We start from the raw sequence: 25,383 nt of genomic DNA on the forward strand, positions 1-25,383 counted from the left end.
AATCAGCCTGTGGTGTCGCGCAGTTCGAGGTCGCGCCTCGGTATTGCCGCACGTCAGCGACGCGCACGAGTAGGTTTGGTGGACGGCCGCCGGATAGTCTAGACGAGCCGGTCCTGCGCGCCGCAGGCCAGACGCGCAGGAGGAATCCATGACGTTCAACGACGACGCCCAGCTCGACACCTCCGGGGTCTCTCGAGGCGGGGGCGGCCGTGGCGGCCGGGGCCTCGCCATCGGTGGTGGCGGCGGCATCCTCGGCCTCATCGTCCTCGTCATCTACCTCTTCATGGGCGGTGACCCCTCCCAGGTGCAGCAGCCGCAGCCGCAAGGGCAAGGACAGGAGCAGGTCGGAGCGGGCGACCTCGCCGAGAAGTGCCGCACCGGCGCCGACGCCAACAAGGACGTCGAATGCCGCATCGTCGCCGCCCAGAACAGCGTCCAGGCGTACTGGCGCGCGACATTGCCCGAGGCCTCCGGGGGCCGGTATCAGTGGCGTGACACGAACATGGTGCTGTTCGGTCGCGCTCAGGGTGAACAGGCGCGTTCGGCGTGCGGCACGGCGGACAACAACGTCGGCCCCTTCTACTGCCCGCTCGACAAGACGGTCTACCTCAGCGCGACGTTCTTCAAGGTGCTCGAGCAGCAGTTCGGCTCCTCCAGCGGCCCGCTCGCGCAGGAGTACGTCGTCGCGCACGAGTACGGCCATGCCCTGCAGGACCAGCTCGGTCTGCTCGAACGCGCCCAGCAGGACCCGAAGGGCCCCGAGGGCGGCGGGGTGCGCACCGAGCTCCAGGCCGACTGCTTCGCCGGCATGTGGGCCAAGGGCGCCGTCGAGACCAAGGATGCTCAGGGGCGGGCGTTGATGAAGCCGCTCACCGAGAACGACGTCCGCGACGCGCTGTCGGCCGCCGAGTCGGTGGGCGACGACCACATCCAGCAGCAGGCGCAGGGCCGCGTCACGCCCGAGAACTTCACCCACGGCACCTCCGAGCAGCGCCAGCGGTGGTTCATGACGGGCTACGAGACCGGCGACATCAACAAGTGCAACACCTTCGCCGCCACACGGCTGTGAACGCGCGCCTCTGAGCACGACGGACTTTCCCGACGCCCCCGCCCCGCGGGCGTCGCGGTGATTACCGCGCCGACCGCCCGCCGTCAAGGGTTCGTGGTGCCGCGGCACGATGCCACGAGCACCGCGTCGTGACCCTCGCGTGACGTGGCCGAGATCGCGCCGTTGCCCACGAGGGCGTCTCGATCAAGCCGCCGTGGCTCCCCCGCCACTCGTCCGGGCCGCTGCCGGATGAACGGATCGGCCTGTCCAGCCTCCGTATCCGTGCCGTGACCAGGGAGATCACGAGAACGAGCGGTGGGGGTCGACCCTGAGGAATCACCGGCGAGTGGGATCGGGGTCACACCCGCCCGACCCACGCTAAACAGTGATCTGCCTCACAAATCGGGGTTTCAGATTGGTTTCGTCGTTGCCCAGTCGTTATGTTCTCTGCGGCATCCACCCCTGGGATGTCACCGGTTCATGACGCTGAATCCTGCCACCGTGAACCGGTTCAGAACACGCAGAGATGTGTGGGTGGCAGGAACGGAGCACCCGAGCAGTACGGATGCACTTCGAACCAGAAGATGCGTCCTCGGGGTGAAGCCCGCACGGCAACCGCCGAACGGGCCGGGAACACCAGGTTTCCGAACCCGACAGGTCACGCTTCGCAAGCGCCTCCTGGAACCCTCACGTCACCATGAAGAAGCTCTTCTCGGGCGCCCCTGCCCGCCTCGCCGTCACCGGTGCGCTCGCCCTCTCCCTCTCCGGTGGTTTCGCCGTCGCCACCGCCCCGACCGCCGACGCCGCCCTCACCTCCTCCCAGGGAGTCAAGGCCGTCAGCATCGCCAAGACCAAGAAGGGCACCCCGTACCGCTGGGGCGCCTCCGGCCCCCGCGCGTTCGACTGCTCCGGCTTCACGAGCTGGACCTTCAAGCGCATGGGCAAGCGCCTGCCCCGCACGGCCGACGCGCAGTACCGCTCGAGCATCAAGATCAGCCGCGGCCAGGCTCGCCCCGGCGACCTCGTCTTCTACGGCGGCGGCCGCAAGTACCACGTGGGCATCTACGCCGGCAACGGCCGCATGTGGCACGCCCCCCGCACCGGCGACGTCGTCAAGCTCGCCAAGGTGCGCGGCGGCGCCTCCTACGGCCGCGTGCGCTGACCCCCTCAAGGCGGGTCTGACGCAGCGTCATTCAGGCGCAACGTCTTCCAGGACACACGACGAGAGGGCCGTCCCCGGCGGGGCGGCCCTCTCGCCGTGTCGTGTGCGCGCGGGAGGCCGCGTCGTCAGGCGTCGCGCGGCAGCTCGCGTTTGAGGATCTTGCCGGTCGCGCCCTTGGGGAGGGTCTCGATGATGCGCACGACCCGCGGGTACTTGTACGCGGCGACTCGGGCCTTGACGAACGCCCGTACCTCGTCGGGGTCGAGCATGGCGCCGTCGCGGGCCACGACGTACGCGCCCACCTCCTCGCCGTAGTGGTCGTCGTGCATCCCCACGACCGCGACCTCGGCGATGCCGGGGTGCTCGTACAGCACCTCTTCGATCTCCCGCGGGTACACGTTGTAGCCGCCACGGATGATGAGGTCCTTGGCCCGGTCGACGATGTAGTAGTACCCGTCCTCGTCCACGCGCGCGAGATCGCCCGAACGGAACCAGCCCTCGTCATCGAGTACCGCCGCCGTGGCCTCGGGCTTGTTCCAGTAGCCGCGCATGACGTTCTCGCCCCGGATGGCGATCTCACCGATGTCCGACGGGCCGGTGGACTCCACGTCGTCGGCGACCGGCACCAGGCGCATCTCCACACCGCGCACGGGGAGGCCGATGGAACCCGGCTTGCGTTCGCGGTCGGGGTGGTTGAACGAGGCGACGGGTGAGGTCTCCGACAGCCCGTAGCCCTCGAGGATGATGCACCGGAACCGCTGCTCGAAGCGGCGCATGAGCTCGACGGGCATCGACGAGCCACCGCTGATGCAGCGCCGCAACGACGAGACACCGAGATCGGCGTCATCTCCTCGAGAGGACGCCTCGGCGAGCAGCGCGCCGTACATCGTGGGCACACCGATGAACACGGTCACCGAGTCACGCCCGAGCATGTCGAGGGCTCGGCCCGGCTCGAACCGCGGGATGAGGGTGAGGGTGCTGCCCGCGGCGATCGAGAGGTTGAGCGCGCACGTCATGCCGAAGACGTGGAACAACGGCAGACACCCCATGATGACGTCGTCCTCGGTGATCTCCAGGAGGGTCTCGGCCGCCATGATCTGGTTGGACTGCAGGTTGCGGTGGCGCAACTCGGCGCCCTTCGGCGACCCGGTCGTCCCGGAGGTGTAGAGCAGGACCGCGGTGTCGTCGTCGTCCCGGTCCTCGACGCGTGGGTCGGGCTCGGTCGAGGCGAGCACCTGCGGCAGGGTGCCGACGCCGAGGAACTCCACCCCGAGCTCGGCCGCGGCCTCGGGGGCCTCCGAACCCGGCAGACCGATGAGGATCCTCGCGCCCGTGTCCTCGAGGTAGTACCGCACCTCGCGGTACTTGAACAGCGGGTTCATCGGCACCGCGATCGCGCCGACGGCCAGCGCCCCGTAGAACACGACGGCGAACGCCGGAATGTTCGGCAGACTGAGCGCCACCCGATCCCCCGGCTCGACTCCCCGCGACCGCAGGTGGGCCGCGAACCGCGCGACGGCGTCGGCGAGCTGCGTGTACGTCCACACCTCGTCGTCCTGTTTGAGGGCGATCGCGTCGGGCAGACGCTCGGCGGTGCGGGTGAGGTTGCTGGCGAGGTTCATGCACGACTCCCTTGTCGTCGACGGGTAACCGCAGAGTAACCACGAGGCGGAACACCGTCGACAGCCGCTCGTCTGCGTCGCGTCCTAGCGCGTGGAGGGCTCCTGCGCATCGAACGCCCCGGTGTAGATCCGAGCGACGCGCGGGGCCACGCCGCAGGTGATCTCGTAGCTGATCGTGCCGAGCCCCGCCGCCATGTCGTCGGCGGTGTAGGAGAGCTCCCCACTCTCGCCGAGGAGGACGACCTCGTCGCCGACCGCGACGACGGGCTGGGGGCCGGCGTCGAACATCGTCTGGTCCATGCACACCCGTCCGACGATCGGGTACCGGGCGCCGCCCACGAGGACGTGACCGGTGTTGCTCAGGTGGCGGTCGTAGCCGTCGGCGTAGCCCACGGGAATCGTCGCGATCCACGTCTGTCGATCGGCGGTCCACGTGCAGCCGTAACCGACGGTCTCCCCCACCTCGACGGGCTTGAGGAACGAGATGCGCGTGACCCACCTGGCCGCGGGCCGCAGGTCGATGGTGCGCGGCGTCGTCGAGTCCGGGTAGTAGCCGTACGACATGATCCCCGGGCGCACCATCCCGCGCCAGGCTCGCGGGTGTGCGAGCACGGCGCCGGAGTTCGACAGGTGCACCAACTCCACCTCACGGCCGATCCGCTCCTCGATCGCGGCCACGGCCGCCTCGAACCGGTCGATCTGGGCGTCGGTGAACGCGTCCCGGGCCGGGGCGTCGCTCACGGGAAAATGCGTGAAGACCCCGAGCAGGTGCAGGTGCGGCGACCGCTCGATGCGCTCGGCGAGCTCGGGAGCGACCGCGGCGGCGGCGCCGATGCGGCCCATGCCGGTCTCGATCTTCAGGTGCACCGGCGCCCGCACGCCCCGGGCCGCCGCGGCCGCCTCCACCGCGTCGATGCCCTCGGCGCCGACGACCGCGAGCTCGAGGTCGTGCTCGAGGGCCGCGTCGATCTCCTCCTCGAAGGCGTGCGAGAGCTTGAGGATCGGCAGCCGGATCCCCGCCTCCCGCAACTCGATGCCCTCCGGCACCGTGGCGACGCCGAAGCGATCCACGAGGCCGGCCGCCTCGACGTCGCGCGCGACCGCCACCGCGCCGTGCCCGTAGGCGTTGCCCTTGACCGCCATGCACACGCGCACGTCGGGACCGACCGCCGCGCGAACGCCCTCGAGGTTGTGGCGAACGGCCTCGAGATCCACCTGCAGGTGGGTCTGGTACAGCATCGGTGCCTCCCGTGGTGATCCCATGGTGTGCGCAAGGTGGTCGCGCGGTGTTCGCGAGGTGGCCGGGCGCGTCAGCCGCGGCGGACGATCTTCTCGACGTAGGGGGAGGTCGCGAGCCCGAGCAACGCGCCGTAGTTCGGGGTGAACGACACCTCGCTGCCGAGGCGCACCTCGGTCGTGGCGTCCTCCACGTCGAGGATGAGGTGGTCGCTGCTGCCGCCGATGACGCGGATGCCCGGGTCGTGCGGGAGGATGCCGTCGACGCTCGTGTCCTGGCGGCCGATGTTGCAGATCGCGCGCAGCCGCATGCCACGGTCGTCGAACTCGACGGTCTCGCCGAACGCGTTCTGCGCGCGCAGTCCGATCGGCACCGAGGGTTTGCGTTCGAGCTCGACGATCTCGGCGACGAGCCGCACCGTGTCCTGGCGGGTGCCCGGCCAGTCGCTGCGGTCGAGCACGTTGCTCCCGAGGATCACGGTTTCACCGATGCGGAAGTGGTTGATCTCGGCCGGCATGTCGCCGCTCGCGAGCAACGGCAGGCTCGAGGAGTTCCCCCCGGAGATGAGGCCGAGCTCCAGGCCGCTGGCCTCACGGCACGAGTCGCGAACGTCCACGAGCATCCGCATGTTCTCCACACTCGGGATGACGCCGCCGTAGCACGCGAGGTTGGCGCCGACGCCGATGAGCTCGAGGTTGGGCAGTGCTGCCGCGGCCTCGGCGACCTTGGCGGCGTGATCCGGCCAGACGCCCTCGCGCAGATCACCCACGTCGATCATGAGCACCGCCTGGTGCGTGACGCCGAGCATGCGTGCCGCGTCCGAGAGCACCTGCAGGCTGCCCAGGCTGCTGTTGAGCGTGATGTCGGCGTAGCGGACGATGTCGTGCGCCGCCGACGGGGTCGGGATGCGCAGCAGCATCGACGGCCGCTCCAGACCGAGCGCGGCGATCGACGTGAGGTTCTGGATGCGGGAGTCCGCGACCATGTCGGCGCCGGCACCGACCATCGCGTGGACGACCTCCGGGTGCGCGCACACCACCTTGCCGACCGCCGCGACCTGCGCCCCATGGGCGTGGCACAGGTCGTAGACGACCCGGGCGTTCTCGGCGATGCGGTCGGGGTAGATCTCGAGCCGCGGAGTCTGCGCGATCATCGGTGTCCTTCGTACGTGTCGTTGCGTATCGGGTCGTGCGTGTCGGGCGAGGTGCCGACGAGGTCCGGCCTCAGCCGTCGAGTTCGGATCGGGCCCACGCCGCGAACGAGGCGGCGACCTCGTCGGGGTAGGTGTGGGCGAGTGTCCCCATCGCGGAGAACAGGTACCCGCGGTCGACGAGGATGCGTGCCTCCGGTGAGGGCAGCAGCGAGGTGACGCCTCCGCGCGTCGACGGTCCCAGGCACACGCCGCGCAGGATCTCCTCACCGCCCGGCACCTGGGTGAGCGCGCCACCGGTGGCGACGACGTACTCGACCGCCGTGAGGTCCTTGCCCTTGACGACCTGCTTCTTGCCGCTCGGCGTGAACAGATCGGTGAGGGTGCCGGCGTGGCGGCGGATGCCGAGGTCGACCGCCCGCTCGGCGAGCCAGTGCGTGATCGCGATCTCGGCCTCGCTGCTCGGCATGGCCCGCAGGTGTTCCAGGCGCGCCTGCGCCTCCTCGTCGCCGGCGGCCACGTTCGCCGCGTTGACGTACACGCCGAGGTCGCCCTCGACGGTCCGTTTGGCCGTCGGCTCCGGTTCCAGCGCCTTGGCGGCGAACTCGACGCTGCCCTCGGTGACCGAGTGGATGTCGGTGGTCGCGCCGCCGACGTCGATGACGACGACGTCGCCGACCGCCTCCGCGAACAACTCGGCGCCCTTGAGCACAGCACCGGGAGTCGGCAGGATCTCGGCGTCGGTGAAGTCGCGCAGCCGCGCCATCCCCGGCGCGTGCGTGATGTGCGCGTTGAACACCTCGTGGATGAGGGTGCGCAACGGCGCGATGTTGAGCACGTCGACCTCGGGGAACACGTTGTCGGCGAGCAGCACCTCGACCCGGGCGTCACCGAACACCGACGTCACCGGCCGTCGCAGCGCCGAGTTCCCGGCGTACACGACCGGCGTGGCCCGCTCCCCCGCCTCCCGCTGCTCACGCAACAGCCCGGCGAGCAACTCGGCGTTGCGCAGGACCACACCCCGCTCACCGCCGTCGACGCCACCCGCGAGCAGCACGACGTTCGGACGGACCTCCCGGATCTCCTCCAGGTCGTACCCCGCCAACGGCCCGGCCGTCACCATCGTGACGATCGCGCCCGCACCCAGCGAGGCCTCCCGCGCCGCCCGAGCGGTCATGCTCACCGTCAACCCGTGCACCGTCATCCGCAGACCACCCGCGGCCGAGGAGTTCACGTGCGTCTCCACCGACCCCGGCTCCGGACCGCCCGCCACCCGGCATGCCTCCATCGCCGCGTCGATGCCGATCCCGACATCGCCCTCGTCCACCGACGTCGGCGCGAACCCCTGCGCGAGGGGGCGAAAGACCCCCTCGCGCAGTTCGAAGGCGTTGACCTTCGTGATGGTGGATCCGACTTCCACCGTCAGGATGGTGCCGGGACGATCCGTCACTCCGCACCTTCCCGCGCACGCAGGGCCTTGACCATCGCGTCGACGACCATGATGCCCTTGGTGCCGCGGCCGAACGTGGCGTCCAGGCCCGTCTCGGCCGCCATCTCACGGCTCACCTGGGTGCCGCCGGCGATGAGGACGAGATCGTCCCGCACGCCCTTCTCCACCGCCAGCTCGTGCAACCGCTTCATCATCGTGCGGTGCACGTCGTTGTGGCTGATGATCGTCGAGATGAGGATCGCCTGGGCACCGGTCTCGATCGCCGCGTCGACGAGCTTGGTCAACGGCACCGACGTGCCGAGGTAGTCGTACTTGACGCCGTACTTCTCGATGCCACCGTGCTTGATGTCGAGGATCTCGCGCAGACCCACGCTGTGCTCGTCCTCACCGACCGTGCCGGCGACGACGCGCAGACCACGGGCCTTGACCTCCTCGCGCAGCTCGTCCTCGGGCAGCAGCACCTCCTTCTCGGGGATGTGCAGGCTGCCGCGGTCGATCGCGAACTCGACCTTGCCCTTGACCTCGACGAACGTGCCCTCGCTCGGGTGCATCGGCTCGATGTTGACGACCTCCGGGTCGGCCAGACCCATCTTCTTCGCCATCTCGATCGCGTAGACCTCGGTGATGTCGACGTTCTCGGGCACGAAGAGCTGGATGAGCACCGTGCCGTCACCGGCCCACTCGGCCTCGGGCTTGATCTGTCCGCCCTTGCGGAACGGCAGGGTCTTCTCCAGGCGGGCCTCCGCCGAGTCCGCGGGGTCGAGCTCGTCGATGTAGACGATCTTCTCCGGGTGCTCGAGGGTGTCGCCACCGATCGCGTCCTCGGGCCTGGTGACACCCTTCTCCGCGAGCCACGCCGGGATCGTGTTGTCACCGAAGTGGCAGCTCACCGGGGCGAAGTAGTCCTCGTCGCGCTCGACGATCGAACCGGCACCCACACCACCGTCGCCCGCGCGGGCGATGCCGTCGCCGTTGCGCTCGGGGTAGCGGGCGGAGTCGACGAAGAACCCCGCCTCGACCGCGGCGAAGTAGCCGCCGATGTCGATGGCCTCCTCGAGGAACGCGACCGAACGCACCTTGAGGTCGTGCACCATCTCGCCGAGCGGGCCCTCCTTGTCGAGGCGCAGCAGCTCGTTGATGCCGTCGAGGGCCGACCACGTCTGCTTGACCGTCTGCAGGCCGCGGACGTTGTTGTAGTGCCAGGGCACGTTGCGGCCCTCGTCGGGCGTGATCGTCGACTGGATGTCTGCGCTGGTCAGCATAGAGATGAGCGTGTCGACCGTGTGCGTACGCACGGCCTCCTCGATGTTCGCCTCGATGTACCGGGTGTTCTGCTGGGCGCGGAACTTGTAGTCGGAGAAGAAGTCCCGCAGCGCCACCGCGTACGGCAGGTCGAACCACAGCTTGGGCGCGGGCGGGCTGTTCGGCGGCACCGTCGAGAGCCCGATGAGGTCCTTCGGCATGCCGACGAGCTCGGAGAACGCCGTGTTGATGCCGTGCTGCACCATGAGCTCCGGCATGACGAGCCAGCCGGCCTTCGCGGTCGCGTTGGCGTTGTGCGCACCGTCGATCTGGAAGATGTGCGCGCCGCTCATCACCCTCTTGGCCTCGGCGGCGTCGACGAAGCTGCGGTACATGTTCACGTTGCGGTACAGGACGTTGTACTGCGGGTCCTGGTGCGCGCCGTTGATGCCCTCCTCGGCGAAGAGGACGGCCACCTCCGGCCCGGCGACGCCGGAGACGTAGGAGTGGAAGTTGATCGGCCGGCCGACCTCGTCCTCGATCGCGTCACAGGCCTTGCGGGAGGCGCGGATCTGCTTGCGGGTGATCGGCACACCGCCGATGCCCTCGGGGGTGCCCTCGAGCAGACCGTCGATGTGGGACTGGCCGGTCGTGCGGATGACCATGAGGTGGTCGGCGCCGTGCCAGGCGGCCATGCGCATGCGGCGCACGTCGTCCTCGAAACGGCCCGAGGCGATCTCGGTGGTGACGACGCACTTGGGCTGCGGGTCGATGTCGCCGAAGTACTCCGAGGCGGGCAGGCCGAGGGAGTTCTTCAGCGGGGTCGACATGTCGCGGAAGTGGAACGGGCCCATGTCGACGCCCTCGGCGGGCACGTCACGCCAGGTCCAGCCCTTGCGGCGGGGGCGGTAGTTCTCGAGGTCGTCGAGCAGGTTCTCGACGTCGAGCTTGGTGTTGGGCTCCAGGGGTCCGAAGTCGCTCATGGGGCTCACTTCCCTTCGAAGAGTCCGGTGAGGACGCTCGGGTCCTCGGAGATGCGGGCGGCCGCGTCGCGCACGTCGAGGCCGTACTTGTCGCCCACCTTGAGCACGACGTGACCGGCGCCCTTGCCGAGCAGCCCGGCCTCGGCGATCGCGTCGACGACCCCGTGGCTGCTCACCGAGTCGATGCCCATGCGCAGCAGCACCGACCGCTCGATCGACGGGCTCGTGTGCGTGCGGGCGAGGTCGACGACCGGCGTCATCATCTGGCGGGTGAGATCCCAGAAGCGGGTCTTGAGCTCCTCGTCGGAGAGCGTGGCGAGCTCCTCGACCCGGGCGTTCATGCGCGCGGTGCGCTCGGCCGAGTCGGGAGCGGTGGGCTCGGGAGTGTCGGGGCCCTCGCCAGGGGCCGGCGTCAAGGGGGATCCGGCAGTGCTGTCGGTCATCGTCAACCCTCCGTGCTGCTGGTGCCGGTCTGGCCGGCGAGGTCGGTGAGCGCCTGGCGGACCCAGGCCTCGTCGGTGTTGGTGTCGGCGGCCACGAAGTCGATGTCGACATCGCTCCATTCGGCCGCGGGGAGACGCTTGAGCGCGTTCTTCACGTAGCTGCGGCGCACCTTCTCGAGGTCCTGCGCCCTGCCCTGCACCTGGTCGAGGCGCTCGGGCAGAACGATGACCTTGCCGGGCACGTTGTCCCGCGGGTCGCCGACGCGCACCTCGATGCCGTTCTCGCGGGCGAAGCCGAGTTGACGGTTGTGGTGCTTGCCGGCGCCGGTGTACTCGGTCTCCTGGACGACGACGATCTCGTCGCGGTCCATCTCGGCGGCGAGCGCGACGGCGGCGGTGACGCTGGTGTTGCCGGCCGGGCCGCGTTCGATGCCTTCGAGCTTGGTGAGCAGTTCGGTGATGTAGAAGACCTCCCCCTGGGTGACCAGGTGGTAGGCGTCCATGTACCGCAGGGCGCGGGCGGCGTTGCGGGGCACGTCGGTGCGGTCGGGCCAGGTGGCGAACGGGATGCCGAACCCGGTGTGGCCGGTGGTGAACGACTTGCGGTTGAAGTCGGTGTCGCTGCCCATGTGCAGGCCCGACAGGTCGACCGAACAGGCGATGACCTCGGTCTCGGTCGCGCCCGCAAGCTCGAGGCCGCGGGCGGTGCCGGTGAGGTTGCCGCCGCCGGCCTGGGTGACGACCACGGCCTCGGGGTGCTTGCCGTACGCCTGCTGCACCTGGTTCGCGATCTCGGCGCCGAGGGTCTCGACGCCGCGGATGCCGAACGGCGTGTACAGGCTGGCGTTGAAGAATCCGGTGCGTTCGAGCGTGACGAGCATCTGGTAGAAGAGCTCGGGCCCGACCGAGAGCTTCTGCACCTCGGCGCCGTAGGCCTCGCAGGCCCGCGACTTCTCGACGATCTCGGGCTGGCCGACGCCGCGGGAGTCGAAGACCTCCTGCAGCACGATGCACTTCAGACGCCGCATCGCCGCCTGGCTCGCGACGCCCGCACCGTAGTTGCCCGAGGTCGCCGTGGCGACGCCCTCGTATCCCCGTCGCTGCGCCTCGTAGCAGCTCACCGACGCACGACGGGCCTTGAACGAGCCCGAGGCGTTGGCGGCCTCGTCCTTGAGCAGGATGCGCGCGCCCTTGCCCGGGCCGGCGAACTCGCGGACGGCCCCGGTGAGGTTGCGCAGTTCGTACAGCGGCGTGTTGCCGACCTTGGTCTCGGCCTGGATGCGCGCGATGTCCTCGAGCGTGTAGTCACCGCCCGCCATCATCCGCTCGTAGTCGAACGCGAGGGGGGTGAGCTCGAAATCGTCGTAGTCGATGCCGAGGCTCGACTTCATGATCTCGTTCTTGCGTGCCATCACCGCGTCGTAGGACATGTCGCGACCGGCGTCGATGCTCATCGTGCACCTCCCTGCTCGTCCGGGCGGTCGGCGACGGGGCCGCCGTCGGGGTCGGGGTCGACGCTCGAACTCGCGGCCTGGGTGAACGAGGTGCCCGGCAGCCCGATGCGCAGCAGCTCGGGCACGGTGGTGCCGAAGCTGTGGTCGTAGCTCGGGTCGGTGCGCACGAGGCGGCCGGTGTGCTCGTGGCCGATGAGACTGGTCACCGTGACCTCGTCGCCTTCGGCCGCGTCGGCGGTGAGAAACCCGTTGATGCGCAGCACGTACGGCTTCTCACGGGTCTCGGCGGGCAGGTTGGCGGCGCGCTGCTCGGGCGTGAGCAGCACTCGTTCGACCTCCACCCACGTGCCCGCGGGGATCGTGGCCGTCATGGTCACACCCGCCGCGAGTAGGCGCTCTCGCCCATGAGCGCGCTCGTCATCGGGATGTCGAGCATGTTCTTCAGGCCCGGGGACGCCTCGACGATGCGGGGCACGACGTTGACCGCGATGGCCTGCGTGGCCTTGCCGCCGGCGTACTCCGGGTTGATCTGCATCGAGACCTCCGGCGTGCCGTGGATCGTGATGTAGTCACCGGTGCCCTGGCCCTCGAGCTCGGGCAGCACCTGCTGCGGGTGGACGAGGGTGAGGACGACGTCGTCCCCCCGGTAGCCGAGCAGGGTCTGCTTGCAGCCGGCCACCATGCCGGGCTCGATCGTGATGTGCGGGGTCTCGCGGCGCACGGTGGAGATGATCGGCTCGCGCTTCTGCTCGATGCGGTCGATGCCGAGGCCGACGGCGTCGCTGATCATGCGCGCCGACTCGGGGAAGCCGATGTGGCCGTCGACGGAACCGTCCTCGACGCCCTTGCGGAACTCCTCCTCCGACAGGCCCACGCCCTGGGTGCGCATGACCGTCGGGCCGTACGGCGAGAGGTCGTTGACCCGGGTGGCCTCGATGGAAGTGACCTCGAGGCAACCGGCGGTGAGGGCGACGACCAGGGTGTCCATCGACAGGCCCGGGTTGACGCCGGTGCCGATGATCGAGACGCCCTTCTTCTTGGCGAGCTCGTCGAGCTCCTTCGCCTGCTCGGGCGACTGCGCCTCGGGCGAGGACATCTCCTCGGCGATCGAGACGCAGTTGATGCCGGCGTTCAGGATGGTGCGCAGGTCGTCCATCTGCTCGGAGACCCACGACGTCGTCGCGATGATGACGCAGTCGACCTTGCTCGGGTCGAGCACCGAGGACGGGTCGTCGGTGACGGTCGCGCCGAGATCCCGATCGATGCCGATGACCTCGCCGAGCGGCCTGCCGACGTACTCCGGGCGCTGATCGATTCCCCCGACGAGCTGCATGCCCTCCTTGGAGGCGACGAGGCGGGCCATGCCGCTTCCCATCGCACCGAGACCCCACTGGACGACGCGCAACGCTGACATATCGGCTCCTCTGACGACGGTGTTCATGCAGACGATGTTCATGCAGACGGGCCACCGGCGATCCGCCCGTGGCCCCTAGGTTCACGGTAGAGCCGCAGCAGCGGCCTGTCCGTAGTTTCCGGGACCCGTCTCAGAGACGGCATGCGCCGTGAGAAACCTTCGTCTGGAATCCGAGACCGGCCGAATGGTCGTCGCTGTGGCTTCGGACATGTCGATCGTAGCCAGCACCGCATCCGAGCGTCGAAACAGGCCAGATGCCCGATTTAGGTCATGGAGAGGGGTCTTCGAGCCGACGAGAAGGACGTCCGTCCCCGCCCGAGGAGTGATTGTGTCCGTACCGGTGCTCCGTTCGTTGTCGCTGCGCGCGCGTCTCGTGCTGCTGGCGATCATCCCCCTGCTCGGCATCGCGACGACCAGCGGCATGCTGGTCGTCGACGCCGCCCACCGCGCATCCGCCGAGCAGCGAGTCGTCCACCTAGTGGACCTCACGGAGCGAACCTCGTCGCTCGTCCACAACATCCAGGCCGAGCGCGGCGCGACCGGCACCTTCGTGACCTCTCACGGGGCGAAGATGGCGGACAAACTCCCCGGTCTGCGCAAGAAGACCGACGAGACCAAGGCGGCACTCGACGCGTTCGTCGAGGAGAACCGTGACGAGCTGCCGGACTCCGTGCTCGAGGGCGTGACCGCCGCGACCGACGTTCTCGGATCCCTGCAGACCCAGCGCGACTCGGCCGACCGGTTCGAGAAGAAGCCCCCGGAGTACCTCGCCTACTACACCTCGGCCGTCACCTCGCTGCTGGGCTCGGTCGGGCCCGCGATCCAGGCCACCGAGGACGCCGGGCTCGGTCGGCAGATCGCCGCCATCCTCGCCCTCTCCCAGGCCAAGGAGCGCATGGGTCTGGAGCGGGCGCAGCTCTCCGTCGTCTTCACCCACGACACGTACGCCGAGGGCCAGGCCGCTCTCGTGCAGCGTCTCGCCGCGGCCCGCGACGCCTACCTCGACATGCACGACGCCCTCGGCGGGATGACCGCTCAGGAGTCTCTCGCCGCGGTGGACGCTCTCGACGCCTCGGTCGAGGTACGCACGTACGAGGACGTCGCGATGAAGCGCACCGAGAAGTTCGGCGTCGATTCCGAGAAGTGGTTCGCCGCCGCCACCGGCCGCATCGACGCCGTCCGCAAGCTCGAGCAGGAGACGTTCGTCAAGGTCGGCGACGCCGCACAGCAGGCGGCGGCCGGGGCCCGGCGTACGGTCATCCTCCTCGTCATCGCGACGACTCTCGCGACGGTCCTGACCATCGCGCTCGCCGTGTGGACGATCCGGACGATCATGCAGTCGCTGTCGCGCGTCAGCGGCGTCGTCGGCGCTCTCGGCCGGGGGCGCCTGGACGAGCGCGTCGAGCTCTCCGGCGGTGACGAGATCGCCGTCATGGGTCGTGACCTCGACCGGGCTCTCGACTCCCTCGAGCAGGCGATGGGGCGGGTCGCGGTCAGGGCGGGCGACGTGGGTTCGGCCGCCGAGGAGCTGTCGAGACTGGCCGGCGGACTGCGTGAGGACGCGGCCGGATTCGCCACCCAGGCCGGCTCGGCCGCCTCCTCCGCGGTCGCCGTGTCGGGCGACATCGACTCGGTCGTCGCGGCCCGCGAGGACCTCGACGCGTCCATCGCGGAGGTGGCCGCCGCCGCGGAGGAGGCAGGGGCCGTCGCCGGACGGGCCGTGGATGCCGCCGCCCACGCGGGCTCGACCGTGAGCGAACTCGGGCAGTCGAGCCGCCAGATCGGTGACGTGCTCAAGACCGTCGCCGCCATCGCCGAGCAGACCAACCTGCTCGCGCTCAACGCGACCATCGAGGCCGCCCGGGCCGGCGAGGCCGGCAAGGGCTTCGCGGTCGTGGCCGGCGAGGTGAAGGATCTCGCGCAGGAGACGTCCAAGGCGACCGAGGACATCGCCCGCCGGATTCAGCAGATCCAGGCCGACACCGGCGCCGCCGTGACCACCATCGAGGAGGTCACGACGATCATCACGGAGATGAACCGGCTGCAGCGCTCGATCGCCGACGCGGTGGTGCATCAGGGGGCGACCAGCCGCGCGATCTCCGAGCACGTGTCACACGCCGCCGACACCGCGGCCGACATCGCCGAGCGGGCCCAGGGCGTCGCCGACCGCGCCTCGCACACGAGCACGGGTGCGGTCAGTGCCGACGACGCCGCCGAAGAGCTCTCGAGCATGGGTCGCGACATGCTCGACATCGTCGACGCCTTCACGATCAGGCGGTGACGGGCAGACGGTGATGTGCAGGGGGTGACGAGCGGAAACGAGCTCGTCGATCATCCAAACAGAAGGATGCCGGTGGCGCGATGTGCGCCACCGGCATCCGTGGGTTCACCACGAAGGGTCACAGGGGGACCGTGCCGGCCTCCCCGGCACCCGGCTTGTCGCCGGTGACGGCCGCCTTGAGCATGCTCACCAGCGCGACCGGAGCGGCGGGCGAGTCCCAGTAGCGGGCCGAGGTGCAGTGGACGGCCAGGATCACGTTGTCGGGGTTCTCCGGCCCGCCCTGCGTGTAGGCCTCGTTGGCCGGGCCCCACAGCTCCTTCTTCTTGTCCACGTCGTCACGGATCTCGCCCGTGCCCGTGATCGAGACGAAGTCCATCCCGTCGACGAACGCGAGGTTGACCGGCTTGCCCTCGGCCTGCAGCGCCACGTCCTCGGCGCGCTGGGTGACGAACAGGATCGTCCAGTCGTCGCCGACCTCCTGCGGGGTCATCGGTCGCGACACGATGAGACCGTCGTCGCCGAGGGTGGCCATCATGGCGAACTTCGCCTTCTCCACGATCTTGCGGATCTTCGTCTGGTCGTCGCTCATGTGCGTCCTCCTGTGTTCGGGCTCACAGCCTGTCACGGCGGTGCGTTGCCTGCATCGGGAGCGAACGTCGGTCCGGGGCGCCCCAGATCGCCGGACGGGCACGCGAAGCCCGGTGCCTGCCACGATGGCGGCATGACGGAGCTTCTCGGGATCACCCCACTTCAGGCCGGGGCCGTGGTCGTCGCGGCGGCCGGGATGTACGCCGCCTTCCTCGTGCTGGTGCGGGTGCTCGGCGCCCGGGTGCTGGCCCGGATGTCGACGTTCGACCTCATCGTCACGCTCATGTTGGGCTCGATCGCCGGTCGCGTGATTCTCGGCTACGTCCCGGTCCTGGAGGCGGGGATCATCGGGTTGGCGACGTTGCTCCTGCTGGAGGTGATCGTCGGCCAGTTGCGCACGAACTCCCGCGTGCACCGATGGCTGACGCCGGACCCCATCCTCATCATCGACGACGGCGTCGTGCTCGACGACGGGCTGCGCCGCGCGCACATCTCGCTCGACGAGGTCGCGGGTGCGTTGCGAGAGCGGGGCATCCGGCAGATCGACGAGGTTGCGTACGGCATCTTCGAGCCGACGGGCGCGATCAGCCTGCTCAAGCGCGGCCTGCCCGTCGATCCGCAACTGCTGGCCGACGTCACCGTGCCCACCGGCCGCCCCCGCCCCTGGCACCGGCACTGAGGCCGCGGTGGGGGGCTTGCCGTGGTGTCAGAAGGGAACACCGAGGCCGTGGGTCAGTCGAACCATTCCGTCGGCGGGCCGGCGGCGAGCAGGCCACTGAAGACGAGGGCGACGACGACGAGCGTGACCAGTGCCGTCGCGATGGGGTGACGCAACGCGAAGGAGGCGAGGCGTTCGACCGGGTTGGATCCGGGTTCGTCGAGCAGTCGCCAGCGGGACGACAGGAGCCCCCGGCGCTCGGCGGAGCGCTCGAACGGCACGGTCGCGAACGGGATGATCGCCGATCCGAGCCCCAGCGCGAGGTCGCGTCCCGGCCACCGGCGGTCGATCGCCACGAGCACGGTCGTGGCCACGTACGACAGGAACACGAACCCGTGCACCCCGCCGCCGATCCGGACACCGAGGTCGGTGACCTGCACGGCGTACTTGAGGAACATCCCCAGCAACAGCAGGGTCCACGTCACGACCTCCGCCATCGCGAGAGCCCGATAGAGACGGGCGGGCGCGACGGCGTGGGCGTCGGCAGTATGAGCAGTGGCGTCGGACAGCCGGGTCATGTCTCCCTCATCGAGCTTCGGCGATCATCGGATACGGCGCCGAGACAGCCGATTCCCCTCCGCGCACGCTGGCGAGGGGAATCGACGGCTGTCTCGGCGAGCGTGCGGCGGGCGGATCAGACGTTGAACCCGAGCGCGCGAAGCTGCTCGCGGCCGTCGTCCGTGATCTTGTCCGGACCCCACGGCGGCATCCAGACCCAGTTGAGCCGGTGGCTCGCCACGAGCCCCTCGAGAGCCTGGGCGACCTGGTCCTCGAGGACGTCGGTGAGCGGGCACGCCGCGCTGGTCAGGGTCATGTCGATGACGGCGTTGTTGCCGGAGTCGACGGTGACGCCGTAGACGAGCCCGAGGTCGACGACGTTGATGCCGAGCTCGGGGTCGACGACGTCGCGCATCGCCTCTTCGATGTCGGCGGCGTTCGTCGGCATGGGCTGGTCGCCGCCTGCGGGGGCAGCGGTGCCGGAGACCGCCGCGGCGGTCGTCTCCGGGGCCTGGGTGGTGGTGTCGTCGGTCATGCGTCCTCCATCGGTCCGGCGGCCGGGGCGGCGCCGGATCCTGCTGTGTTGTCGCTGGTCGAGATGTCGGCGCCGGCCCGGGCCATCGCGTCGACGAGAGCCGACCAGCCGAGCAGTGCGCACTTGACGCGAGCGGGGTACTGCGCGACACCGGCGAGAGCGACGCCGTCGCCGATGACCTCCTCGTCGCCGACGTCCTGACCTCGGCTGGTGAGCATCGACTTCATCGCCTCGTACGTGCCGAGCACGTCGGCGACGGGGTATCCGATCGACTCCTCGGCGAGGATCGAGGTGGCGGCCACGGAGATCGAGCAGCCGATCGCGTCGTACGAGACATCCTCGACGGTCTGCTGCCCGTCCTTCTCCGCCAGTTTGACCCGAAGAGTGAGCTCGTCGCCGCAGCTCGTGTTGACGTGGTGCACCTCGGAGTCGAACGGGTCGCGCAGACCCGCGTGCTGGGGGTGCTTGCTGTGGTCGAGGATCAGCTCCTGGTAGAGGTCCATCAGGCGACTCCGAAGATCTCGGGAACACGGTCGAGCGCCTCGACGAACGCGTCGATCTCCTCGCGGGTCGTGTACACGTGAAAGCTCGCCCGGGTGGACGCCGGGACGCGCAGGGCCCGGTGCAGCGGCCACGCGCAGTGATGCCCGGTGCGCACGGCCACCCCGGAGTCGTCGAGCACCTGGCCGACGTCGTGGGGGTGCACGCCGTCGATGACGAACGCGACCGCACCCACGTGGCGATCGGGGTCGGTCGGGCCGAGGACGCGAACCCAGGGTCGCTCGGCGAGCCGCTCCAACGCGTAGGCGACGAGGTCGCGGTCGTGCGCGGCGACGCGGTCCATGCCGACCTCGGAGAGGTAGTCGACGGCCGCACCCAGGCCCACGACCTGCGCCGTCATCGGCACTCCGGCCTCGAACCGCTGCGGCGGCGCCGCGTAGGACGAGGCGTCCATCCGCACGAGCTCGATCATCGAGCCGCCGGTGACGTACGGGGGCAGTGCCTCGAGCAGCTCGTAGCGGCCCCAGAGCACGCCGATGCCCGACGGCCCGAGCAGCTTGTGGCCGGTGAAGGCGAGGAAGTCGACGCCGAGATCGGCCACGTCGACCGGGATGTGCGGTACCGACTGGCAGGCGTCGAGCACGGTGAGAGCGCCGACGGAACGGGCCTTCTCGACGATGCGCGGCACGTCGGTGAGCGTCCCGAGCACGTTGCTCACGTGGGTGAACGCGACGACCTTGGTCCGCTCGGTGATGGCCGACAGCTCGGGGTCGAGCTCGCCGGACTCGTCGATGTCGATCCACGTGAGCGTGGCCCCGGTACGGCGGCAGAACTCCTGCCACGGCACGAGGTTGGCGTGGTGCTCCATGGCGGTGACGCAGACCTCGTCGCCGGGGCCGATGCGCAACCGATCGGCGATCTCGGGGTCGACGCCGTCGAGCGCTCCCGGCGCGTTGGCGTTGGACAGCGCGTAGGCGACGAGGTTGATCGCCTCGGTGCCGTTGCGGGTGAAGACGATCTCGCGGGAAGGAGCGCCGACGAACGCGCCGATGCGCTCACGCGCCGACTCGTAGAGGTCGGTCGCCTCCTCGGCGAGCTGGTGTGCCCCGCGGTGCACCGCCGCGTTGTGGTGCTCGTAGAAGTCGCGTTCGGCGTCGAGCACCGATCTCGGCTTCTGCGACGTGGCCCCCGAGTCGAGGTAGACCAGCGGCTTACCACCGCGAACGGTGCGCGTGAGGATCGGGAAGTCCTCGCGCAGGCGGGCGATCTCCTCGGGGGAAGGCGCCGGGCGCAGTGCCTGGGCCGCCTCCTCCCGGGTGACCTCGAGAGCCTCGTCCGCTGCCGGGGTGGCGGCGGAGGGCTGGGTGTGCAGATCGGTCATCAGGCATTCGCCGCCGCGGCAGGAGTGGTGAACCGGTCGTAACCCTCGTCCTCCAGACGATCGGCGAGTTCGGGACCACCCTCCTCGGCGATCCGGCCGTCGACGAACACGTGGACGAAGTCGGGCTCGATGTAGCGCAGGATGCGCGTGTAGTGCGTGATGAGGACCACGCCCATGTCGTTGGTCTCCTTGGCGCGGTTGACGCCCTCGGAGACGACGCGCAGGGCGTCGACGTCGAGGCCGGAGTCGGTCTCGTCGAGCACCGCGAACCGCGGCTTGAGCAGCTCGAGCTGGAGGATCTCGTGGCGCTTCTTCTCACCGCCGGAGAAGCCGACGTTGACGTCGCGCTCGGCGAAGCTCGCGTCCATCTTGAGGTCGGACATCGCGTTCTTGACGTCCTTGACCCAGTGCCGCAGCTTGGGCGCCTGGCCGTCGACGGCGGTCTTGGCGGTACGCAGGAAGTTGCTCACCGACACCCCGGTGACCTCGACCGGGTACTGCATCGCGAGGAACAGGCCCGCGCGGGCGCGCTCGTCGACGCTCATCGCGAGCACGTCCTCGCCGTCGAGGGTGACGGTGCCGCTGGTCACCGTGTACTTGGGGTGGCCGGCGATGCTGTAGGCCAGCGTCGACTTGCCCGAGCCGTTCGGGCCCATGATCGCGTGGGTCTCCCCCGAGCGGATCGTCAGGTCGACGCCCTTGAGGATCTCCTTGGGGCCGTGCTCGGTGTCGACGCTCACGTGGAGGTCGCGCACCTCCAGCACGGAGGGCTGACGGGTGGTGCCGGTGGACTCGCTCATGTCACTCGCTCCAGATGGTCGAAGGGTCAGAAGTTGATGGGCGTCGAGGAGTCGACGTAGACGTCGTCGCCCTCGATCTCGACGCGGTAGACGGCGACCGCCGCGGTCGCTGGCGGGGTGATCGGCTCGCCGCTGTCGACGTCGAAACGCGAACCGTGGAGCCAGCACTCGACGCACCGGCCGGAGACCTCGCCCTCGGAGAGTGCGACGGCGCCGTGGCTGCACTCGTCCTCGATGGCGTGGATCGTGCCGTCCTCGAGCCGGATCATCGCGACGTTCCTCCCCTCGACCACCGCCGCGTGGGCCTGGCCGGGGGTGAGGTCGTCGACTTGGCAGACGAGCTCCCTCATGCGTGGGTCGCCTCGTCCGTCGCCGTCTTCTCGGCGTCGGCGGGTGCCAGGGCGCTGAGCTCGAGCTCGGCCTCGATCATCTCCATGAGGTGATCGCTCACCTCGGCGACCCCGATGCGGTCGACGATGTCGGCGAAGAAGCCGCGGACGACCAGACGGCGGGCCTCGTCCTCGGGGATGCCGCGCGCCTGCAGGTAGAACAGCTGCAGGTCGTCGAACCTTCCCGTGGCCGAGGCGTGCCCGGCACCGGCGATCTCGCCCGTCTCGATCTCGAGGTTGGGCACGGAGTCGGCGCGAGCACCGTCGGTGAGCAGCAGGTTGCGGTTGAGCTCGTAGGTCTCGGTGCCCTCGGCGCTCGCGCGGATGAGCACATCGCCGATCCACACGGTGTGGGCGTCGTCGCCCTGCAGCGCGTTCTTGTAGAGCACGTCGGAGCTGCAGTGCGGGGGCTCGTGGTCGACGAAGAGACGGTTCTCCAGGTGCTGACCGGCGTCGGCGAACGCAACCCCGAGACCCTCGAACGACCCGCCGGTCCCCCGGTAGAAGGCGTTGGTCGAGACGCGCACGAGCGCGCCTCCGAGGCTCACCGACACGTGGCGTACGTGGGCGTCCCGGCCCACGACAACGTCGTGCTGACCGACGTGGATCGCGTCGTCCGCCCACTCCTGCACGGTGACGACGGTGACCTGGCTGCCGTCGCCGGCGAGAACGGTGAGCATCTCCGCGTACTCGGCCGAGCCGTAGTGCGAGAGCACGATCGTGGCCTTGGCGAAGTTGCCGATGCGCACAAGCAGGTGCCCGTGCACACGGTCCGCGAGGTCGCGGCCGGTGAGGCGCAGGACGACCGGCTCGGTGAGCTCGGCCTCGGCCGGGACGTCGACGACCGCCACGCCCCCGCTGTTGGCGGCGGCGACCGCGGCGATGCGATCCGCCGGCTTCGGCGGCTGCAGGGCGCGCCATTCCTCGACGCTCATCGTCGAACTGGTGACGCCCTCGGGCAGCCGCTCGTCCCACTCGAGGCACGTGCCGGTGGCCGCGTCCTCGAACAGGCCCGCGAGCTTCTTGATCGGGGTGAAGCGCCACCCCTCCTCGCGGCCCGTCGGCATGCCGAAGTCGGCGACGTCGAAGGACGTGCGCCACTCGGCGCGCGACTGCTCGGGCACGGTCGACTCGACCGCGCCGCGCACCGCGTCACGAGCGGCGTTCTTCAGGCCGTTCGCACGCGCAGGCGCGTCCTTCGTCGTCACCCCCGGCGTGCCCAGGGTCGGCTTGTCGGACTCGACGGGCATCCCCGTCGAGGTCTCCCCGGTCTCGGGGCGAGGTGTCGAACGATCGACGAGCGGCATCAGCCCACGGATCCTTCCATCTGCAGCTCGATGAGGCGGTTGAGTTCGAGGGCGTACTCCATCGGGAGTTCGCGGGCGATGGGCTCGACGAAGCCGCGCACGATCATCGCCATGGCCTCCTCCTCGCTCATGCCGCGTGACATGAGGTAGAAGAGCTGGTCATCGCTCACCTTGGACACCGTGGCCTCGTGGCCGAGCTGCACGTCGTCCTCACGGACGTCGACGTACGGGTAGGTGTCGGAGCGGCTGATCGTGTCGACGAGCAACGCGTCGCACACCACCGAACTCTTGGAGTTGGTCGCGCCCTCGGCGACCTGGACGAGGCCTCGGTAGGAGGTGCGCCCGCCGCCGCGCGCCACCGACTTGCTCACGATGGAGCTCGAGGTGTTGGGCGCGTTGTGCACCATCTTGGCGCCGGCGTCCTGGTGCTGACCCTCACCGGCGAAGGCGATGGACAGCGTCTCGCCGCGGGCGTGCTCGCCCTGCAGGAAGACGGCGGGGTACTTCATCGTCACCTTGGAGCCGATGTTGCCGTCGACCCATTCCATCGTCGCCCCGGCCTCGCAGACCGCGCGCTTGGTGACGAGGTTGTACACGTTGTTCGACCAGTTCTGGATCGTCGTGTAGCGCACCCGTGCGCCCTTCTTGACGACGATCTCGACGACGGCCGAGTGCAGCGAGTCCGACTTGTAGATCGGCGCGGTGCAGCCCTCGACGTAGTGCACGTAGCTGCCCTCGTCGGCGATGATCAGCGTGCGCTCGAACTGGCCCATGTTCTCGGTGTTGATGCGGAAGTAGGCCTGCAGCGGAATGTCGACGTGCACGCCCGGCGGCACGTAGATGAACGAGCCACCCGACCAGACGGCCGTGTTGAGCGAGGCGAACTTGTTGTCGCCGGGCGGGATGACCGTGCCGAAGTACTCGCGGAACAGGTCCTCGTGCTCGCGCAGACCGGTGTCGGTGTCGACGAAGATGACGCCCTTCTCCTCCAGGTCCTCGCGGATCTGGTGGTAGACGACCTCCGATTCGTACTGGGCCGCGACACCGGCGACGAGGCGCTGCTTCTCCGCCTCGGGGATGCCGAGCTTGTCGTAGGTGGCCTTGATGTCCTCGGGCAGCTCGTCCCAGGTGGTGGCCTGCTTCTCCGTGGACTTCACGAAGTACTTGATGTTCTGGAAGTCGATGCCCGACAGGTCGCTGCCCCAGTGCGGCATCGGCTTCTTGTCGAACAGCCGCAGGGACTTCAGGCGCAGTTCGCGCATCCATTCCGGCTCGTTCTTGCGGCCCGAGATGTCTGTGACGACGTCGGCGTTCAGGCCTCGACGTGCGGAGGCACCCGCCACGTCGGTGTCGGCCCAGCCGTACTCGTAGCGTCCCAGATCCTTCAGGCCCGGGTTGAGCTCCTCGATCGTGCTCATCACGCGCTCCCTTCGTCGTGCCGGCCGTTCGTGTCGTTCTCGTCGTGCTCTGTCGAGTCGTGCGGATGGTTCAGGTGGTTCGGGTGGCCCGTCGTGTCGTGGGCGGTGGGGTGCTGCCCCTCGCTTCCGGCTCGGCGTTGCGGGTGATCGGCCGCCGTGGGGCGTAACCCGAGCACCTCCGGCTGCGCGGCCGTCCCGTTGGGGACGAACGTCGTGCACACGTGCTCACCCCCCGCGAGGGTGGCGAGCCGCTGGACGTGCACCCCGAGCAGGCGGGCGAAGACCGCGGTCTCCTCCTCGCAGAACTGAGGAAACCGGGCTGCGACCTCGTGCATCGGGCAGTGTCCCTGGCAGAGCTGCAGGCCGAGCCCGGACGGACCGACCGGACGCGCCGAGGCAGCATAGCCGTCGGCGGCGAGGGCCTGTGCAAGCGCCGTCGCTCGGCTCTCGAGGTCGTCTCCGGTCGCGTCGATGATCGCCGCGTACCGGCTCTCCATCGCGGCGAGCAATTCGCGCGCGAACTCGGCCACGGCATCTTCGCCGAACCGGTCGGCGACGAACTGCAGCGCCTCGGTGGCCACGTCGCCGTAACCGGTGGCAAGGCTGCGGTGTCCCTCGGGCGTGACGACGTAGGCACGAGCCGGCCGGCCACGCCCGCGGCGCGCCGGTGCCGTCTCGGACGGGGCGATGAGGCCTTCCTCGTCGAGCCGCTCGAGGTGACGCCGGACGCCGGCCGAGGTCATGCCGAACTCCTCGGCGAGGCGCGTGGCCGTCACCGGGCCGAGTTCGGAGACCCGTCGCAACACCAGGTCCCGGGTGCGGGCATCACCGTCCGCACCGGCGGAGACACTGCTCCGCGGTGCTGTCGACGTAGGACTCCCGATAAACACAACACCAACCTTACCTAATTCACCGGGCCGCGTCTGCCCGGGGGTCGGACGCCCGCCCGGGAGCCACCCTGTGGCCGGGTTCCCGGCGCCACCGGCCCCGCGACCTAGACTGCGGCCCATGTCCAGCGTCCCTCCTCCGCGCCCCGCAGGGCGCACTGCCGAGCGCCCCCTCCAGCACCCGGCCGTCGTCGTCGACGCCCTGTGCAAGCGCTTCGGAGCGATCGAGGCCGTGCGCGACATGACCTGGCAGGCCGAGGCCGGGCGCATCACGGCGGTGCTCGGCCCCAACGGCGCGGGCAAGACCACCACGGTCGCCTGCCTCGAGGGGCTGCTCGAGGCGGACGGCGGCGCCGTGCGGGTGCTCGGCGTCGACCCGTGGCGGGCGGGCCCGCAGCACCGCGCCCGAGTCGGGGTGATGCTGCAGGACGGCGGACTGCCCAACACGAGCACCCCGGCACGCCTGATCCCCCACCTCGCCCACTTCTACGCGCGGCCGTGGCCGGTGGACGATCTCATGAGCCGCCTCGGCATCGGTGCGTTCGCCCGGACGAGCGTGCGGCGCCTCTCCGGCGGGCAGCGTCAGCGCGTCGCCCTCGCGGCCGCACTCGTCGGACGCCCGGAGGTCGTGTTCCTCGACGAGCCGTCGGCCGGTCTGGACCCGCACGCACGCCTCGACGTCTGGGACCTCGTTCGCGAGGTCGCGGTCGCCGGAGCGTGCGTCGTCCTCACCACGCACTCCTTCGAGGAGGCCGAACGTCTCGCCGACGACGTCGTCGTCGTCGCCGAAGGACGAACCGTGGTCACCGGCACGGTCGCCGAGGTCGCCGGCGACGGGGGCCTGGAGGAGACGTATTTCGCGCTCACGCGTCCAG

At 69.7% G+C, this 25,383-nt stretch carries 23 protein-coding genes and 1 pseudogene; 5 read left to right on the plus strand and 19 right to left on the minus strand.

Translation table 11 applies throughout. The annotated features are described in order from the left end of the window. Window positions 1–148: 148 nt before the first annotated feature. Window positions 149–1,069: a KPN_02809 family neutral zinc metallopeptidase gene (gene ypfJ, locus BN1197_RS14875; protein WP_040160895.1), complete on the plus strand. Its 921-nt coding sequence runs from the start codon at window positions 149–151 to the stop codon at window positions 1,067–1,069. Window positions 1,070–1,745: 676 nt separating this feature from the next. Beyond that, window positions 1,746–2,210: a C40 family peptidase gene (locus BN1197_RS14880; protein WP_040160897.1), complete on the plus strand. Its 465-nt coding sequence runs from the start codon at window positions 1,746–1,748 to the stop codon at window positions 2,208–2,210. 125 nt (window positions 2,211–2,335) lie between these two features. Here BN1197_RS14880 and BN1197_RS14885 read toward each other — a convergent pair whose 3' ends face one another. The 9 genes from BN1197_RS14885 to ord form a co-directional block, all read right to left on the minus strand. Continuing rightward, window positions 2,336–3,832 (minus strand): long-chain-fatty-acid--CoA ligase, encoded by a 1,497-nt coding sequence (locus BN1197_RS14885; RefSeq protein WP_040160899.1) that lies wholly within the window; start codon window positions 3,830–3,832, stop codon window positions 2,336–2,338. 84 nt (window positions 3,833–3,916) lie between these two features. Then, complete coding sequence (alr, locus tag BN1197_RS14890) at window positions 3,917–5,071, minus strand: alanine racemase (protein ID WP_040160901.1); 1,155 nt, start codon at window positions 5,069–5,071, stop codon at window positions 3,917–3,919. A gap of 71 nt (window positions 5,072–5,142) precedes the next feature. Next, window positions 5,143–6,222 carry an alanine racemase gene (locus tag BN1197_RS14895; RefSeq protein ID WP_040160903.1) on the minus strand — a complete coding sequence of 360 codons (1,080 nt, stop codon included), beginning with the start codon at window positions 6,220–6,222 and terminating at the stop codon, window positions 5,143–5,145. A 70-nt stretch (window positions 6,223–6,292) separates the two neighbouring features. Then, window positions 6,293–7,639, minus strand: a complete 1,347-nt coding sequence (locus tag BN1197_RS14900) for a glutamate mutase L (RefSeq protein WP_245851968.1) — start codon at window positions 7,637–7,639, stop codon at window positions 6,293–6,295. A 26-nt stretch (window positions 7,640–7,665) separates the two neighbouring features. Further along, window positions 7,666–9,894: a D-ornithine 4,5-aminomutase subunit OraE gene (gene oraE / locus BN1197_RS14905; RefSeq protein ID WP_040161583.1), complete on the minus strand. Its 2,229-nt coding sequence runs from the start codon at window positions 9,892–9,894 to the stop codon at window positions 7,666–7,668. Window positions 9,895–9,899: 5 nt separating this feature from the next. Continuing rightward, a complete protein-coding gene (gene oraS, locus BN1197_RS14910) occupies window positions 9,900–10,337 on the minus strand; it encodes a D-ornithine 4,5-aminomutase subunit OraS (protein WP_040160907.1) in 438 nt (145 codons plus the stop codon). Between the two features lie 2 nt (window positions 10,338–10,339). Continuing rightward, window positions 10,340–11,791 carry a 2-amino-4-oxopentanoate thiolase subunit OrtB gene (gene ortB, locus BN1197_RS14915; RefSeq protein ID WP_217991207.1) on the minus strand — a complete coding sequence of 484 codons (1,452 nt, stop codon included), beginning with the start codon at window positions 11,789–11,791 and terminating at the stop codon, window positions 10,340–10,342. After that, window positions 11,788–12,162 carry a 2-amino-4-oxopentanoate thiolase subunit OrtA gene (gene ortA / locus BN1197_RS14920; protein ID WP_217991208.1) on the minus strand — a complete coding sequence of 125 codons (375 nt, stop codon included), beginning with the start codon at window positions 12,160–12,162 and terminating at the stop codon, window positions 11,788–11,790. The genes ortB and ortA overlap by 4 nt, the downstream gene beginning before the upstream one ends. A 2-nt stretch (window positions 12,163–12,164) precedes the next feature. Further along, entirely contained in the window at window positions 12,165–13,205 is a 1,041-nt protein-coding gene (ord, locus tag BN1197_RS14925) for a 2,4-diaminopentanoate dehydrogenase (protein ID WP_040160908.1), read from the minus strand. A gap of 328 nt (window positions 13,206–13,533) precedes the next feature. Between ord and BN1197_RS14930 the strand changes: the two genes are divergently transcribed. Continuing rightward, on the plus strand, window positions 13,534–15,486 hold the full coding sequence (locus BN1197_RS14930; RefSeq protein WP_176489774.1) for a methyl-accepting chemotaxis protein: 1,953 nt from the start codon (window positions 13,534–13,536) through the stop codon (window positions 15,484–15,486). 118 nt (window positions 15,487–15,604) lie between these two features. Here the strand turns inward: BN1197_RS14930 and BN1197_RS14935 are convergent, their stop codons facing one another. After that, the gene (locus tag BN1197_RS14935) at window positions 15,605–16,075 is read right to left on the minus strand and encodes a pyridoxamine 5'-phosphate oxidase family protein (RefSeq protein ID WP_040160910.1); all 471 of its coding nucleotides are present in this window, start codon (window positions 16,073–16,075) and stop codon (window positions 15,605–15,607) included. Window positions 16,076–16,207: 132 nt separating this feature from the next. On the opposite strand from BN1197_RS14935, the gene BN1197_RS14940 reads away from it, so the two are divergent. Then, window positions 16,208–16,753, plus strand: a complete 546-nt coding sequence (locus tag BN1197_RS14940; protein WP_040160912.1) for a DUF421 domain-containing protein — start codon at window positions 16,208–16,210, stop codon at window positions 16,751–16,753. Window positions 16,754–16,806: 53 nt separating this feature from the next. Here BN1197_RS14940 and BN1197_RS14945 read toward each other — a convergent pair whose 3' ends face one another. From BN1197_RS14945 to BN1197_RS14985, 9 genes are all read right to left on the minus strand, one after another. Next, on the minus strand, window positions 16,807–17,310 hold the full coding sequence (locus BN1197_RS14945; RefSeq protein WP_040160914.1) for a DUF3817 domain-containing protein: 504 nt from the start codon (window positions 17,308–17,310) through the stop codon (window positions 16,807–16,809). 116 nt (window positions 17,311–17,426) lie between these two features. Beyond that, window positions 17,427–17,825, minus strand: coding sequence for a metal-sulfur cluster assembly factor (locus BN1197_RS14950; RefSeq protein ID WP_040160916.1), 399 nt, complete (start codon window positions 17,823–17,825; stop codon window positions 17,427–17,429). Next, window positions 17,822–18,328, minus strand: coding sequence for a Fe-S cluster assembly sulfur transfer protein SufU (gene sufU / locus BN1197_RS14955; protein ID WP_040160918.1), 507 nt, complete (start codon window positions 18,326–18,328; stop codon window positions 17,822–17,824). Before sufU ends, BN1197_RS14950 begins: the two co-directional genes overlap by 4 nt. Further along, window positions 18,328–19,707: an aminotransferase class V-fold PLP-dependent enzyme gene (locus BN1197_RS14960; protein ID WP_082043951.1), complete on the minus strand. Its 1,380-nt coding sequence runs from the start codon at window positions 19,705–19,707 to the stop codon at window positions 18,328–18,330. The genes sufU and BN1197_RS14960 overlap by 1 nt, the downstream gene beginning before the upstream one ends. Further along, window positions 19,707–20,507 carry a Fe-S cluster assembly ATPase SufC gene (sufC, locus tag BN1197_RS14965; protein ID WP_040160919.1) on the minus strand — a complete coding sequence of 267 codons (801 nt, stop codon included), beginning with the start codon at window positions 20,505–20,507 and terminating at the stop codon, window positions 19,707–19,709. The genes BN1197_RS14960 and sufC overlap by 1 nt, the downstream gene beginning before the upstream one ends. Before the next feature lie 26 nt (window positions 20,508–20,533). Next, window positions 20,534–20,857, minus strand: a complete 324-nt coding sequence (locus tag BN1197_RS14970; protein ID WP_040160921.1) for a non-heme iron oxygenase ferredoxin subunit — start codon at window positions 20,855–20,857, stop codon at window positions 20,534–20,536. Then, window positions 20,854–22,203, minus strand: a complete 1,350-nt coding sequence (gene sufD / locus BN1197_RS14975; RefSeq protein WP_040160923.1) for a Fe-S cluster assembly protein SufD — start codon at window positions 22,201–22,203, stop codon at window positions 20,854–20,856. The genes BN1197_RS14970 and sufD overlap by 4 nt, the downstream gene beginning before the upstream one ends. Further along, window positions 22,203–23,621, minus strand: coding sequence for a Fe-S cluster assembly protein SufB (gene sufB, locus BN1197_RS14980; RefSeq protein WP_040160925.1), 1,419 nt, complete (start codon window positions 23,619–23,621; stop codon window positions 22,203–22,205). Before sufB ends, sufD begins: the two co-directional genes overlap by 1 nt. Continuing rightward, window positions 23,621–24,427, minus strand: a complete 807-nt coding sequence (locus BN1197_RS14985) for a helix-turn-helix transcriptional regulator (RefSeq protein ID WP_245851969.1) — start codon at window positions 24,425–24,427, stop codon at window positions 23,621–23,623. Before BN1197_RS14985 ends, sufB begins: the two co-directional genes overlap by 1 nt. Before the next feature lie 322 nt (window positions 24,428–24,749). On the opposite strand from BN1197_RS14985, the pseudogene BN1197_RS14990 reads away from it, so the two are divergent. Next, window positions 24,750–25,190 (plus strand): annotated as a pseudogene (locus tag BN1197_RS14990) (ATP-binding cassette domain-containing protein); the annotation flags it as partial. Window positions 25,191–25,383: the final 193 nt, after the last annotated feature.

It is taken from the genome of Mobilicoccus massiliensis (genome assembly GCF_000826525.2).
Classification (GTDB): Bacteria; Actinomycetota; Actinomycetes; order Actinomycetales; family Dermatophilaceae; genus Mobilicoccus; species Mobilicoccus massiliensis.

What these genes read in the sequence shown, in the direction of transcription:
- ypfJ (WP_040160895.1), top strand. Translation starts at nt 149, where the DNA reads ATGACGTTCAACGACGACGCCCAGCTCGACACCTCCGGGGTCTCTCGA.
- BN1197_RS14880 (WP_040160897.1), top strand. Translation starts at nt 1,746, where the DNA reads ATGAAGAAGCTCTTCTCGGGCGCCCCTGCCCGCCTCGCCGTCACCGGT.
- BN1197_RS14885 (WP_040160899.1), bottom strand. Translation starts at nt 3,832, where the DNA reads ATGAACCTCGCCAGCAACCTCACCCGCACCGCCGAGCGTCTGCCCGAC.
- alr (WP_040160901.1), bottom strand. Translation starts at nt 5,071, where the DNA reads ATGCTGTACCAGACCCACCTGCAGGTGGATCTCGAGGCCGTTCGCCAC.
- BN1197_RS14895 (WP_040160903.1), bottom strand. Translation starts at nt 6,222, where the DNA reads ATGATCGCGCAGACTCCGCGGCTCGAGATCTACCCCGACCGCATCGCC.
- oraE (WP_040161583.1), bottom strand. Translation starts at nt 9,894, where the DNA reads ATGAGCGACTTCGGACCCCTGGAGCCCAACACCAAGCTCGACGTCGAG.
- oraS (WP_040160907.1), bottom strand. Translation starts at nt 10,337, where the DNA reads ATGACCGACAGCACTGCCGGATCCCCCTTGACGCCGGCCCCTGGCGAG.
- ortB (WP_217991207.1), bottom strand. Translation starts at nt 11,791, where the DNA reads ATGAGCATCGACGCCGGTCGCGACATGTCCTACGACGCGGTGATGGCA.
- ortA (WP_217991208.1), bottom strand. Translation starts at nt 12,162, where the DNA reads ATGACGGCCACGATCCCCGCGGGCACGTGGGTGGAGGTCGAACGAGTG.
- ord (WP_040160908.1), bottom strand. Translation starts at nt 13,205, where the DNA reads ATGTCAGCGTTGCGCGTCGTCCAGTGGGGTCTCGGTGCGATGGGAAGC.
- BN1197_RS14935 (WP_040160910.1), bottom strand. Translation starts at nt 16,075, where the DNA reads ATGAGCGACGACCAGACGAAGATCCGCAAGATCGTGGAGAAGGCGAAG.
- BN1197_RS14940 (WP_040160912.1), top strand. Translation starts at nt 16,208, where the DNA reads ATGACGGAGCTTCTCGGGATCACCCCACTTCAGGCCGGGGCCGTGGTC.
- BN1197_RS14945 (WP_040160914.1), bottom strand. Translation starts at nt 17,310, where the DNA reads ATGACCCGGCTGTCCGACGCCACTGCTCATACTGCCGACGCCCACGCC.
- BN1197_RS14950 (WP_040160916.1), bottom strand. Translation starts at nt 17,825, where the DNA reads ATGACCGACGACACCACCACCCAGGCCCCGGAGACGACCGCCGCGGCG.
- sufU (WP_040160918.1), bottom strand. Translation starts at nt 18,328, where the DNA reads ATGGACCTCTACCAGGAGCTGATCCTCGACCACAGCAAGCACCCCCAG.
- BN1197_RS14960 (WP_082043951.1), bottom strand. Translation starts at nt 19,707, where the DNA reads ATGACCGATCTGCACACCCAGCCCTCCGCCGCCACCCCGGCAGCGGAC.
- sufC (WP_040160919.1), bottom strand. Translation starts at nt 20,507, where the DNA reads ATGAGCGAGTCCACCGGCACCACCCGTCAGCCCTCCGTGCTGGAGGTG.
- BN1197_RS14970 (WP_040160921.1), bottom strand. Translation starts at nt 20,857, where the DNA reads ATGAGGGAGCTCGTCTGCCAAGTCGACGACCTCACCCCCGGCCAGGCC.
- sufD (WP_040160923.1), bottom strand. Translation starts at nt 22,203, where the DNA reads ATGCCGCTCGTCGATCGTTCGACACCTCGCCCCGAGACCGGGGAGACC.
- sufB (WP_040160925.1), bottom strand. Translation starts at nt 23,621, where the DNA reads ATGAGCACGATCGAGGAGCTCAACCCGGGCCTGAAGGATCTGGGACGC.